The organism is Acidovorax sp. LjRoot204 (genome assembly GCF_056175785.1).
Map to the genome: position 1 here is coordinate 17,829 of NZ_JBGFFF010000048.1, position 12,209 is coordinate 30,037.

The 12,209-nt window shown below is 66.8% G+C and carries 14 protein-coding genes; 7 read left to right on the forward strand and 7 right to left on the reverse strand.

From position 1 onward, the window contains the following. Positions 1 to 111 precede the first annotated feature (111 nt). Positions 112 to 792, reverse strand: coding sequence for an arylesterase (locus AC04MI_RS10960; protein WP_015013948.1), 681 nt, complete (start codon positions 790 to 792; stop codon positions 112 to 114). Positions 793 to 807: 15 nt separating this feature from the next. Here AC04MI_RS10960 and AC04MI_RS10965 point away from each other — a divergent pair, with 15 nt between their 5' ends. The 4 genes from AC04MI_RS10965 to AC04MI_RS10980 all read left to right on the forward strand — a co-directional run bounded on the left by AC04MI_RS10965 (position 808) and on the right by AC04MI_RS10980 (position 4,485). Further along, complete coding sequence (locus tag AC04MI_RS10965; protein WP_476497790.1) at positions 808 to 1,509, forward strand: ABC transporter ATP-binding protein; 702 nt, start codon at positions 808 to 810, stop codon at positions 1,507 to 1,509. A gap of 116 nt (positions 1,510 to 1,625) precedes the next feature. Next, a complete protein-coding gene (gene rlmB / locus AC04MI_RS10970) occupies positions 1,626 to 2,372 on the forward strand; it encodes a 23S rRNA (guanosine(2251)-2'-O)-methyltransferase RlmB (RefSeq protein WP_056063133.1) in 747 nt (248 codons plus the stop codon). 34 nt (positions 2,373 to 2,406) lie between these two features. Continuing rightward, the gene (locus AC04MI_RS10975) at positions 2,407 to 3,132 is read left to right on the forward strand and encodes an SIR2 family NAD-dependent protein deacylase (RefSeq protein WP_436077213.1); all 726 of its coding nucleotides are present in this window, start codon (positions 2,407 to 2,409) and stop codon (positions 3,130 to 3,132) included. Between the two features lie 186 nt (positions 3,133 to 3,318). After that, entirely contained in the window at positions 3,319 to 4,485 is a 1,167-nt protein-coding gene (locus AC04MI_RS10980; RefSeq protein WP_436077214.1) for an ABC transporter substrate-binding protein, read from the forward strand. A gap of 90 nt (positions 4,486 to 4,575) precedes the next feature. Here the strand turns inward: AC04MI_RS10980 and AC04MI_RS10985 are convergent, their stop codons facing one another. The 3 genes from AC04MI_RS10985 to AC04MI_RS10995 form a co-directional block, all read right to left on the reverse strand. Then, positions 4,576 to 5,532, reverse strand: a complete 957-nt coding sequence (locus AC04MI_RS10985) for an aldo/keto reductase (protein WP_476497791.1) — start codon at positions 5,530 to 5,532, stop codon at positions 4,576 to 4,578. Positions 5,533 to 5,609: 77 nt separating this feature from the next. Next, the gene (locus tag AC04MI_RS10990) at positions 5,610 to 6,224 is read right to left on the reverse strand and encodes a chromate transporter (protein WP_056063123.1); all 615 of its coding nucleotides are present in this window, start codon (positions 6,222 to 6,224) and stop codon (positions 5,610 to 5,612) included. Further along, positions 6,221 to 6,817, reverse strand: coding sequence for a chromate transporter (locus AC04MI_RS10995; protein ID WP_436077216.1), 597 nt, complete (start codon positions 6,815 to 6,817; stop codon positions 6,221 to 6,223). The genes AC04MI_RS10990 and AC04MI_RS10995 overlap by 4 nt, the downstream gene beginning before the upstream one ends. A gap of 256 nt (positions 6,818 to 7,073) precedes the next feature. Between AC04MI_RS10995 and AC04MI_RS11000 the strand changes: the two genes are divergently transcribed. Continuing rightward, a complete protein-coding gene (locus AC04MI_RS11000; protein WP_436077217.1) occupies positions 7,074 to 7,919 on the forward strand; it encodes a fumarylacetoacetate hydrolase family protein in 846 nt (281 codons plus the stop codon). Positions 7,920 to 7,976: 57 nt separating this feature from the next. Here AC04MI_RS11000 and AC04MI_RS11005 read toward each other — a convergent pair whose 3' ends face one another. Further along, positions 7,977 to 8,261, reverse strand: a complete 285-nt coding sequence (locus AC04MI_RS11005; RefSeq protein ID WP_476497792.1) for a 7(1) septoil knot domain-containing protein — start codon at positions 8,259 to 8,261, stop codon at positions 7,977 to 7,979. Between the two features lie 31 nt (positions 8,262 to 8,292). After that, on the reverse strand, positions 8,293 to 8,466 hold the full coding sequence (locus tag AC04MI_RS11010; RefSeq protein WP_436075105.1) for a hypothetical protein: 174 nt from the start codon (positions 8,464 to 8,466) through the stop codon (positions 8,293 to 8,295). A 130-nt stretch (positions 8,467 to 8,596) separates the two neighbouring features. On the opposite strand from AC04MI_RS11010, the gene AC04MI_RS11015 reads away from it, so the two are divergent. Together AC04MI_RS11015 and AC04MI_RS11020 are read left to right on the forward strand one after the other, a co-directional pair. After that, on the forward strand, positions 8,597 to 9,871 hold the full coding sequence (locus AC04MI_RS11015) for a PQQ-dependent sugar dehydrogenase (protein ID WP_476497793.1): 1,275 nt from the start codon (positions 8,597 to 8,599) through the stop codon (positions 9,869 to 9,871). 114 nt (positions 9,872 to 9,985) lie between these two features. Beyond that, positions 9,986 to 10,693: a VIT1/CCC1 transporter family protein gene (locus AC04MI_RS11020; protein WP_056063112.1), complete on the forward strand. Its 708-nt coding sequence runs from the start codon at positions 9,986 to 9,988 to the stop codon at positions 10,691 to 10,693. A gap of 137 nt (positions 10,694 to 10,830) precedes the next feature. Here the strand turns inward: AC04MI_RS11020 and AC04MI_RS11025 are convergent, their stop codons facing one another. Next, complete coding sequence (locus tag AC04MI_RS11025) at positions 10,831 to 12,207, reverse strand: type II toxin-antitoxin system HipA family toxin (RefSeq protein WP_476497794.1); 1,377 nt, start codon at positions 12,205 to 12,207, stop codon at positions 10,831 to 10,833. Positions 12,208 to 12,209: the final 2 nt, after the last annotated feature.

The following is a 12,209-nucleotide window of genomic DNA, read 5'->3' on the forward strand; positions in this document are numbered from 1 at the left end:
TCTGCAGCGTTGCAAATACTTGCAACAGCTGCGGCTATTGCTGCGTTTTGCGCCTGGCAGCCCCTCCCGATCCGCAGCACACACTGATTGCTCGATGCGTGCAGCGAATCCCTAACGCAGCAGCTTTTTGAGCTCTGGCCACACGTTGGCCAGCATTTGCGGATGCGCTTCGGCGCGAGGGTGAATGCGGTCGGGCTGGAACAGGCGGGTCGGGTCCGGTCCGTCAGCCACACCCTTCAAGAAAAATGGCACCACAGCCGCCTTGTGGGTCTGCGCCACGGTGGTGAACAGGCCCGCAAACTTGTTCGCGTAGTCGGTGCCATAGTTGGGCGGCACCTGCATACCCACCAGCAAGACCTTGGCCCCGGCCTTTTGCGCCGCTTGGGTCATCCAGGCCAGGTTCTCTTCGGTGTTCTTGAGCGGCAGGCCACGCAGGGCATCGTTGCCTCCCAGTTCAATCACCACATGGCTGGGCTTGTGCTGCGCGAGCAGTGCAGCCAGGCGCGAGCGGCCGCCCGAGGTGGTCTCGCCGCTCACGCTGGCATTGACTACGGTGGCTGCGAGCTTGTCTTGCGCCAGTTGTTTCTCCAGCAATGCCACCCAGCCCGTGCCCCGCGCCAGGCCGTATTCGGCGCTGAGCGAATCCCCCAGCACCAGAATCACGGAAGGGCGTCCGGCAGTCCCTGCCTTGGCGGCGGCCTGCGCAAAGGCTGTGGGCGCACAAAGCCCCACCACCAGGCCGATAGATGCGCTCAGGATAAAGTGGCGCCGTTGCTGCAGATTGCGAATCAAAGTAAAGAGCCTTTCATGTCCGAACCCTCCCCGCTGCCCAAGACACCGCCCGCCACCCCCATCATTGCCGTGGAGCATGTGTTCAAGTCGGTGACGGATTCCACCGGAACCCTCGACATTCTGCGGGATATCGATTTCCGCCTGGCTGCCAGGGAAACGGCGGCCATCGTCGGCGCCTCGGGGTCGGGCAAGAGCACGCTGCTGTCCATCATCGCGGGGCTCGATACCCCCACGCGCGGAACGGTGCGGCTGGACGGCCACGACCTGTTTGCCATCGATGAAGATGCGCGGGCTGCATTGCGGGCCCAGAAGGTGGGTTTTGTGTTCCAGAGCTTCCAGCTCATGGGCAACCTCACAGCGCTGGAGAACGTSATGCTGCCGCTCGARCTGGCCGACCGCMGSGAYGCRCGCAAGGCCGCCACCGAGATGCTGGCGCGCGTGGGGCTGGGGCAGCGCCTGTCGCACTACCCCAAGGTGCTGTCGGGCGGCGAGCAGCAGCGCGTGGCCCTGGCTCGGGCGTTTGTGGTGCAGCCTGCCGTGCTGCTGGCCGACGAGCCCACAGGCAGCCTGGACTTTGCGACCGGCGAAACCATCATGAAGCTCATGTTCGAGCTCAACCGCGAGTTGGGCACAACGCTGGTGCTGGTGACCCACGACCGCGCGATCGCCGCGCAGTGCGAGCGGCGCATCACGATCGATGCAGGGCGCGTGGTGTGAGTGGTAGGCGGGTTTTTGAGTGTTTTGGGCTGCAGGCGCTAGCGAAACATGCGCGAGCAGCTATGAATTTGATAGTGGTCTGAGGGAGTGGGCTGCGCCCAGCGGATAATCCCCCCATGTCCAGCCCCAAAGTTCTCTTCGGCTTTCACGCCGTGGGCGTGCGTCTGAAGACCGCGCCGCAATCCATCATCGAGATTTACTACGAAGCCACGCGCCGCGATGCGCGCATGCGCCAGTTTCTCGACCGTGCCCGCGAGGCCGGTGCCCGCCTTATCGAAGCCGACAGTGTGCGCATTGCCAAGCTGGCGGGCAGCCATGGCCACCAGGGGGTGGCCGCGCGCGTGGAGCCCGTGGCGCAGGTCACCTCGCTCGATGAGCTGCTGGAAAACCTCGAAGCCGCAGGCATCGAGCAGCCCCTGCTGCTGGTGCTGGACGGCGTGACCGACCCGCACAACCTGGGCGCCTGCCTGCGCGTGGCCGACGGCGCGGGTGCCCATGCCGTCATCGCCCCCAAGGATCACGCCGTGGGCATCAACGCCACCGTGGCCAAGGTGGCCAGCGGTGCGGCCGAGACCATGCCGTATTTCATGGTCACCAACCTCTCGCGCACCCTGAACGAACTCAAGGAGCGCAACATCTGGTGCATCGGCACCAGCGACGATGCGCCCAAGACCATTTATCAGGTGGACCTGAAAGGCCCCGTGGCCCTGGTGCTGGGCGCCGAGGGCGACGGCATGCGCCAGCTCACGCGCAAGACCTGCGATGAGCTGGTCAGCATCCCCATGAAGGGCGCGGTCGAGAGCCTGAACGTGTCCGTGGCCAGCGGCGTGTGCCTGTATGAGGCGCTGCGCCAGAGGACTTGATCCTCGGCCCGCTGGCTCCACTGGGGAAGGCACCATGCTGGACACCGTGAAAGCCTGGGTCCGGCAAAGCCAGCGCATCGCCGTGCTGACGGGCGCAGGGGTCAGCGCCGAATCTGGCGTGCCCACCTTCCGCGATGTGCAGACGGGCTACTGGGCGCAGTTCCGCCCCGAAGACATGGCGACCGAGGCAGGCTTTCGCGCCCACCCGCAGCGGGTGTGGGACTGGTACCAGTACCGGCGGGACCTGCTGGCTGGCGTGTCGCCCAACGCAGGGCATCTGGCGCTGGCCGACTTTCAGCGCCGCCACCCCGACTGCATCACCCTCATCACCCAGAACGTGGACGGGCTGCACCAGCGCGCGGGCAGCACCGGCGTGCTGTGCCTGCACGGCGACATTTTTCAGGACCGCTGGCTCGACACCCCGCGCAACTGCTGCTTCATCGACCACGCAGTGGCCGGCCACCCGCCGTACTGCGACCGCTGCGGCAACCTGCTGCGTCCGGGCGTGGTGTGGTTTGGAGAGTCTTTGCCGCTGGCGACGTTGGAGGCCGCCGAACAGGCGGCCAACCAGTGCGACCTGATGCTGGTGGTGGGCACGGCCGGTGCGGTGTATCCCGCAGCCAGTCTGGCCCACCAGGCTCGGGCCGCCGGTGCCAGGGTGGTGGTGCTCAACCCCGCGCCCAGTGCGTTGGACGATGCAGCGCACGCGGTGCTGCGCGGCACGGCGGCGACGTTGCTGCCGCAGTTGCTGGGCGATTGAGCGGGTGTGCGTGGCGCAGGCGCTCAGTCCCGGGTTGCGCGGTGCTGCAGGGGCTCACACGCTGTCGAATCCCGGTAGAAACCCTGATTTGACGTACTCCTGCCACCCTTTGTCGCACAGCTGACAGGCGGGGAGGCGCTCTGGCCGGTAGCCTGCCCCACCTTTGTTTTATCTGCCCTGCACACCATGAGCCGTCGCCACTTTCTTTTGCGTGCCACCCAGGCCGTTGCCGCCACTGGCCTGCCCGCATGGGCCCACACCGTGATGGCGGCCGAGGAGGCGTTGACTGCGCGCTCCATCACCCTGGGCTGTTCCATTGCCCTGACGGGCCCGCTCGGCCAGGCAGGCATCGAGCAGGTGGCGGGCATGAAGGCCGCGTTTGCCGAGGTGAATGCCGCTGGCGGCGTGTTGGGCCGCGAGATCCGCATGGAGGTCAAGGACGACGGCTATGTGGCTGCGCGCACGCTCAAGAACGTGACCGACATGGTCGATGCGCAGTCGGTGTTCGCGCTCATCTCTCCGCTGGGCACGGCCAATACGGCGTCTATCCTGCCGCTGATCGAGTCCAAGGGCATCCCTACGGTGGGCCCGGTGACCGGTGCCACGTCGCTGCGTGCAGCAGCCAACAAGCACGTGTTCTTCTTGCGCCCCAGCTACCGCGAGGAGACACAGCGCCTGGTCAAGCAGATCGTGGACATGGGCCTCAAGCGCATTGCCGTGGTGTACCTGGACAACCCGTTTGGCAAAGAGGTGCTCAAGGACATGTCTGCGGCGCTGGACGAGATCAAGGTCGAGCGCGGTGGCGAGTTTGCGCTGGCCGTGGACGGCAAAAATGGCGCCGAGCTGGCCGACAAGGTGGCGGCAGAGCGCCCCGGTGCCGTGCTGCTGGCCACCACGGGCACGGCCAACACCGCGTTTGTGCAGGCTTTCCGTGCCAAGGCGCAGGGCGTGCCGCTGGCCGGCCTGTCTGTCACGGTGATCTCGTCGGAGCTGCCCAAGTTGGCCGCGTCCACGCGCGGCCTGGCGCTGGTGCAGGTGTTCCCGGATGCGAACTCCCAAAAGTCGGTGGTGGTGCGCAAGTTCCAGAGCACCATGAAAGCCACGGGGGGTGATCCTGCGTTCTTGAACAGCGGCAGCGCGCTGGAAGGTTGGCTCAACGCCCAGATCATGATCGAAGGCCTGAAGAACGCAGGCAAGGAGCCCACGCGCGAACGCCTGCGCGCCGGGCTGATGGCCATCCGGTCTCTGTCGTTTGGCGACTTCAACGTGGGCTTTGGCAACAAGGCGCCCTACATCGGCTCGGACGCCATCTACCTGGCGATCTACGCGGAGAACGGTCGCCGGATCAGCTGATGGGCCGAGGGGGCGTCATTCCATTCAGCCCGCAACCCGTCAAGCCATACGCCTAGGGCCTGCGCACGCGCGGGTTCTTTTTTGTTGGGTTCAGCCTTGGGTGCTGGCAGCGTCCAGCTGGGCCAGCGCATCACGGTCCAGTTGCAATTGGGCAGCCTTGACCAGCTCGTGCAGCTGGGCCATCGACGTGGCGCTGGCAATGGGGGCGGTGATGCCCGGTTGCACCATCTGCCAGGCCACGGCCACTTGGCCGGGCGTGGCGTTGTAGCGGTGCGCGACGGCGTCCAGCGCCGCCAGAATGCGCAGCCCCCGGTCGTTGAGGTACTTGGCCGTGGTGKTGGCGCCGCGYGCGCTCTTGGCGGCGTCGGCYKCSGTGCGGTAYTTGCCGGTSAGGAASCCGGCSGCCAGCGCATARAAGTTGATCACGCCSACYTSSYGCTKCASRCACAGCGGCTSCARYKCGTCYTCRAACACSGCGCGGTCGTASAGGTTGAACAGCGGCTGCAGGCTYTCGTAGCGGGGCAAGCCCAGGCGTTCGCTGGTCTGCAGGGCCTCCTGCAGGCGGGCGGCGCTGTAGTTGGAGGCGCCAATGGCACGCACCTTGCCGGCGCGGATGAGGTCGGCATACGCGCCCAGCGTGTCGGCCAGCGGCACGGTGGTGTCGTCGTCGTGCGACTGGTACAGGTCGATGWRGTCGGTCTGCAGGCGCTGCAGCGATACCTCCACCGCCTGGCGGATGTAGGCGGGGCGCAGGCCCACCTTGCCATCCCCCATGTCCTTGCCCACCTTGGTGGCCAGCACGATGCGATGGCGCTTGCCGCTGCGCTTGAGCCAGCGGCCGATCACCGATTCGGATTCACCCCCGGTGTGCCCTGGCGCCCAGCGCGAGTACAYATCGGCGGTGTCGATGAAGTTGAAGCCTGCGTCCACCCAGGCGTCGAGCAGTGCGAAGGAGGTGGCTTCATCGGCCGTCCAGCCAAACACATTGCCGCCAAAACACAAGGGCGAGACCTGCAGGCCCGAGCGGCCGAGGGAACGGAGTTGCATGGATGTGCCTTTCAAAAAAGAGATAGAAATCGTGCCAGTTGCCGGGGTTGCGCAGCGCACCCCGGCCACCCAAAGCCTCAGACCAGCCCCAGTGCACCCAGCAGCGCACCGGCGCCCAGCATCCACAGCAGGTGCAGCTTGGTGCGCCAGACCAGCACCGTGGCTGTGGCGGTCAGCAGCCACAGGGGCCAGTCGGTGGTCCATTCGCCATGGGCGCGCGCCAGCACCCAGGACGTAGCCACCAGCAGGCCGATCACCACCGGGGCCATGCCTTGCTTGAAAGCGCGCACGCCGCGCCGCTCACGGTTGCGGTGGCCCCAGCGCGTGGCCGTCCAGGTCAGCAGGCTGCTGGGCAGCATCACGCCCAGCATGCACACCGCCATGCCCAGCGCGCCCAGCAGCCAGCCAGCCACGCCGGGGCCGCCTGCATTGATGCCCACGTTCCAGCCCAGCAGGGCGATGAACAGCACGTTGGGGCCCGGTGCGGCCTGGGCGATGGCGATGGAGGCGTTGAACTGCGGGTCGGTCAGCCACGCCTGGCGCTCGACCAGAAAGCGGTGCATGTCGGGCGCGGTGGCAATGGCGCCACCCACAGCCAGCAGCGACAGCGACAGGTAATACAGGAACAGGTTGAGCCAGTCGCCGATGCTCAGGGCCATCAGCGGTGCGGTGAGGGGGGCGGTGCTGCTCATGGTGCGAGCTTTCTCCAGGTCAGCAGGCAGGCGGCCCCGCCGATCACCGGCAGGATCCAGAACAGCGGCCAGCGCAGCCAGGCCATGGCCACGATGGTCAGCGCCGTGATGGCCAGGCACAGGGGGCGGCCGAGCGGATGGTTGCGGATGGAGACAAACAGCTTGATACCCACCCCGGCAATCAGGCCTGCCGCCACGGCCCCCATGCCACGCAACGCGCCTGCCACGGCCGGTTGGGCAGAGAACTGCGCATACACCACCGCCAGCCCCAGCACCAGCATCAGCGGAAACGTCAGCATGCCCGCCAGCGCTGCAAACGCGCCGCGCAGGCCAAAGTAGCGGTCCCCGATCATGATGCTGAGGTTGACCACGTTGGGGCCCGGCATGATCTGCGCCACGGCCCAGTCTTCGACAAACTCTTCGTTCGTCATCCAGCGTTTTTTCTCCACCAGTTCGCGCTGCACGACCGCCAGAACACCACCAAAACCCTGCAGCGCCAGCCAGGTGAAGGACCAGAACAGATCGGTCGGGTTGCGGGGCTGCGGGCGCGCAGGCGTTTCGGTGGGGGGGGGTGAGGCGGTGGCGGGTGCCATGGGTGCTAGATTCAGTGAAAAGTGGCTGATGCGCCGGTAAATCATGCCTTGATAGCTATCATTGTGATAGCTTTCCGGTGATGCGGCGGCCCCCGTGATGTTACGCGCGCATGGGGCGGTGCGCTGGCGTCGGGGCGTCGTCATCGGGCAAGCCCGGGGCGGCCATTGGTGCACGCGCGCAAGGCGGTGTGCCGCTATGCTGCCGGGTGGTACGCCCCCCGGGCCCTGGATTCATCCATAGAGACAAGGACACCCCATGAAACTCATTCGATACGGCCAGCCTGGTGCAGAACGCCCCGGTCTGGTGGACGCCCAAGGCACGCTGCGCGACCTGTCCATGCTGTTGTCTGATATCGGCCCCGCGCAGCTCAGCCCGCGCGCCCTGTCGGCGCTGGCAGCCATTGACGCGCGCCGCCTGCCTGCCGTCTATGGCTCGCCCCGCCTGGGCAGTCCGGTGGGCGGTGTGGGCAAGATCGTGTGCGTGGGCCTCAACTATGCCGACCACGCCAAGGAGGCGGGCATGCAGCCACCCGCCGAGCCGGTGCTGTTCATGAAGGCCGTGACCGCGCTGAGTGGCCCCAGCGATGATGTGCGGATACCGCCCGGCGCCACCAAGACCGACTGGGAGGTGGAGCTGGGCATCGTCATCGGCACCCGCGCCCGCCATGTGTCCGAGGCCGACGCGCTGGCCCATGTCGCCGGTTATGTGCTGGCCAACGATGTGTCCGAGCGCGCCTGGCAGTTGGAGCGTGGCGGGCAGTGGGACAAGGGCAAGAGCTACGACACCTTCGCGCCCATCGGCCCCTGGCTGGTGACGGCCGATGAGGTGGCCGACCCCCACGCCATCGACCTGTGGCTGGAGGTGAATGGCCAACGTGTGCAAAACGGCAGCACGCGCAATTTCATTTTTGGCGTGCCCACCGTGGTGTCGTACATCAGCCAGTTCATGACCCTGGAGCCGGGTGACCTCATCCTGACCGGAACGCCTGCAGGCGTGGGCCTGGGGCAAAAGCCCGCGCCGTGGTTCCTCAAGCCCGGTGATGTGATGCGCCTGGGCGCCACGGGGCTGGGCGAGCAGCTGCAAAAGTGCGTGGGGGGGTGACGATGGGCAGCAGCTGGGTGCTGCTGCGCCGCGTGTCGCGGGTTGGTTCGGACCTTCTCAGTCCAGCTTGCCGCGCAGCGCGTGGCCCGCGTTGCGCCAGCCCGCCTRCTCCCGGTACTTGACCTTGAAGGTCTTGAGGTCCGCCTGGCTTTCGTACTTGACCCGGAAGATGCTGAACGTGGCCTGGGGAGCGTGGTCCACAAAACACCATACCGCGTCGCCCTCGGCCTGTTGCGCGTGCGGCATTTCGTACCAGCAGAGGTCTGCCTGGCTTTCATAGGGCACCTCAAACACCTTGGCGTCGGCAGCGGCGGCGTGCGGGGCTACCAGAATTTTTGCCATGTGCAATCTCCTGTGAAAAGCGCGAAGCGAATCAGCCCATGGTGCGCAACCCTACGGCCCCGCGCAGTGGTACATACCCGCCCTGCGCGCGGCCTGAGCGCAGCGCCTGACAGGCGTTCGCGCCACCGGCTGACAGGCCGGTTCCTGCCAGCGACACACACTGCCCCGTGATGCAGCCTGTGCGCTGCGTTGCAAGGTGTGCCATGTCTCTGTTCCCACGTTGTGCTACCCCCGGTTCTGATGGCGCGCAAGGCAGGCGCGCCCATTGCGAGGCGCACAGTGGCTGGAGTCGCAGCAGGCATAGGGTGGTGGCCGTGATCGGCACTCTTTGCGCCTTGAGTGCCTGCACTGACCCCGTCTCCCTGCCGCCCGAAGCGGGCATGGGGCGGTCGCCCACGCTGCCCCCGCCCACGTCGGCGCTGCTGCCCACCGTGCACATTGCACCCGCCCAGGCCTGGCCAGCCGGCACACAGCCCGTGCCGATGAACGGCCTGCGAGTGACGGCACTGGCCACGGGGCTGGACCACCCGCGCTGGCTGCTGGTACTGCCCAACGGGGATGTGCTGGTGGCTGAGAGCAACGCGCCCCCCAAGCCTGACGATGCCAAGGGCATCAAGGGCTGGGTCATGAAGCGGGTGATGAAAAGCGCCGGAGCCGGTGTGCCATCGGCCAACCGCATCACCTTGCTGCGCGATGCCGACGGCGACGGCATTGCCGAAACCCGCACCACCTTTGCCGCCGATCTGAATTCGCCGTTTGGCATGGCGCTGGTGGGCAATGCCCTGTATGTGGCCAACACCGATGCGGTGCTGCGCTTTGACTACACCCCGGGACAGACGAGTTTGGTGGGCCCAGGCACCAGGCTCATCGACCTGCCCTCAGGCCCCATCAACCACCACTGGACCAAAAATCTGATCGCGAGCCCTGACGGCAGCAAGCTCTATGTGACTGTGGGATCCAACAGCAACGTGGCCGAAAACGGCATGGCCGCCGAGGCCGGGCGCGCCGCCGTTTGGGAGGTGGACCGCCTGACCGGCACGCATCGCGTGTTTGCATCGGGCCTGCGCAACCCCAACGGCCTGGGCTGGCAACCCGACACCGGCGCGCTGTGGACSGTGGTSAACGARCGCGACGAGMTSGGCARCGACCTGGTGCCCGACTACCTSASCTCGGTSAARGACRGCGCSTTYTACGGCTGGCCCTACAGCTACTTCGGCCAGAACGTGGACGAGCGCGCGCAGCCACCCCGGCCCGACCTGGTGGCCCAGGCCGTCGCGCCCGACTATGCATTGGGCTCGCATGTCGCCCCGCTGGGCATGGCTTTTGCCAACAGCCCGGCGCTGGTGCCAGCGCTGGCGAGCGGCGCTTATGTGGGTGAACATGGCTCGTGGAACCGCAAGCCCCGCAGCGGCTACAAGGTGGTATTTGTGCCATTTGCCAACGGCCAGCCTGTGGGGCTGCCGGTTGATGTGCTCACGGGCTTCGTCAGCCCGGACGGCAAGGCCTGGGGCCGCCCGGTGGGCGTGGCCGTGGACCCGCGCGGTGCGCTGCTGGTGGCCGACGATGTGGGCAACACCGTGTGGCGTGTGACGGGTACCCCCGGTCCCTGAGCTGCGCATGACTGTTGGGCCGTACTTCATGCAACTGAGCGAGCGGTTGATTTGACGGGGTGCCCCATTGGCACCTACCCTGCAGGAACTCTTACCTCACACCACAACCCGCCCATGACCTCAGCCGCACGCCGCCTGCACCTTGAACGCCACCGCTCTGACCGCATTGGCTGGCTACGCGCCGCTGTGTTGGGAGCCAATGACGGCATCGTCTCCACCGCCAGCCTGGTGGTGGGCGTGGCGGCTGCGCAATCGAGCCAGTCCACCATCGTGGTGACGGCGGTCGCTGGGCTGGTGGCGGGCGCCATGTCGATGGCGGCGGGCGAATATGTGTCGGTGCATTCGCAGGCCGACACCGAGAAGGCAGACCTTGACCGCGAGCGCGCGGAGCTGGCCACAGACCCCGCGGCCGAGGCGCGCGAACTGACCGCCATCTACGTCGGCCGGGGCCTGACCCCTGAGCTGGCCCAGCAGGTGTCAGCGCAGCTGATGGCGCACGACGCGCTGGGCGCACACGCGCGGGACGAGTTGAATGTGTCCCCGGCGCTGGCCGCCCGTCCGGTGCAAGCGGCCCTTACATCAGCCGCCAGCTTTGCGATAGGGGCAGCACTGCCGCTGGCTGTTGCCGTGGTGGCGCCCGCCAGCAGCCTGCTGTATGCGGTGGCGGGCTCGGCGCTGGTCTTTTTGGCCCTGCTGGGGGCTGTGGCAGCGCGCACAGGTGGCGCAAGCATGGCCGTGGGGGCCTGGCGCGTGACCTTCTGGGGGGCCCTGGCCATGGCCATCACGGCGGGGGTGGGGGCGTGGTTTGGGGCGCCGGTATGAAGACTGCCAGCGCGCCCGCCGCACCACGGGCTGAGCGTGCATCCTATGAGGTGCTGGAGACGAAAATTTGAATCTGAACGGCCTGTAGTGCTAGTGAAATATGCGCTAAATGCTATTAAAAGCAGAGCGTTTTGACGTCAATTCATGGCGCTGCGGCTGGTGATCTGCCCCAGCACCGTCGCCCCCGTCAGCCGTTGCTGTACGGTGGCCTGCACGGCCGGTGGTGCATCACGCAGCAATGCGGGCCAGTCGGCCTGCGCCTGTTTCACCACATCCCGCAACAGCGCCAGGTGCCGGGGCACGCGCAGCAGCCCGGCGGATTTCATCAGGCCTTCCATGTCATCCCAGGTTAGCGCCCGCAGGGTTTTGTCGATGGCTCGGTTCACGGCGTACTGCTGGTCTGGCACGCCATCAAAAAACGCGGCCACGCACACCGGGTCATACAGCGGGGCCAGTTGGGGCACGCGGCCGTCGGGGTAGATCAGGGCCCAGTTCTTCAGGTGGGCGTCGGTGTTGCCCATCAGGATGAAGGCCACCATGCGCGCGAGAAATTCTCGCGTGTCCTGCACCGGCTGCCGGCTCAGGCGGTTGAGCACACGCAGCATGGTGGCCCAGTCGTGCAATACCCCCTTGCCGTGCGACTTGCCGTATTTTTGGCGGGGCGTGTAGCCCAGCACCTGGTTGAACTCCTCCATGTGCACACGGGCGCCGCCGGGCAGGTGGTCAAAGCGCTGCACGGCCAGGATGTCGTTGAAGGGCACGGTGTCAGGCAGGTCGGCCTCGGCGCGGGTGATGACGCGCACATCGGCCACGTTCAGCCCCAGTGCCTTGCACAGCTGGTAGCCGGTGTACTCGTTGGCCACCAGGTCCGGGTGCGCGRTGGTAGGCAGCTTCAAAATCACGCTACCCGCCGCGCCCTGGCGGTGCACGGTGTAGCGTCGGCCGTCCTGCACCGCGCTGAACTTGGTCACCACGCCGGGGAGCGAGGCTGCGTCTTCCACCGGGAACTCCACAAACCCTGGCTCCAGCACATCGAGCCCCTGTGTGGTGTGCCAGTAGCGCACCACGTCCGGGATGCCGTCTTGCGCGGGCACGGGCTCTACCTCCAGCGCGCCCATCAGGTCATGGCCTGCAGCGGCCAGCAGCTCGAACTCGTCGTCGGGGCTGCAGCCGCGCTCGCGCGCCAGCCGCTCGCGGTTGTGGCCTTCGGGCAGCAGGTTCTGGAAGTACACGGGCCAGCGCCCATCGGTGCGCACCAGCCGTGCATCGCGTGCTGATGCCAGGATCTGCTGCGTGGCGGCCTCGTCCGCACCCTGGTAGCTGAGCGACAGGGTGGGGCGCTGCGGGTTGCGGATGTAGCTCTCGTCAAACGATACGCGCAGGATGTCGCCGTATTGCGAGAGGTATCCGATGGCCTCACGACGACTTGCTGTCGTACCTGGCTCGCCCGCGCTGCCATCCGCCAGCGGGGGGCGGTGCAGGTACAGGCGCAGGTAGCGGATGGAGGTGCTCATGG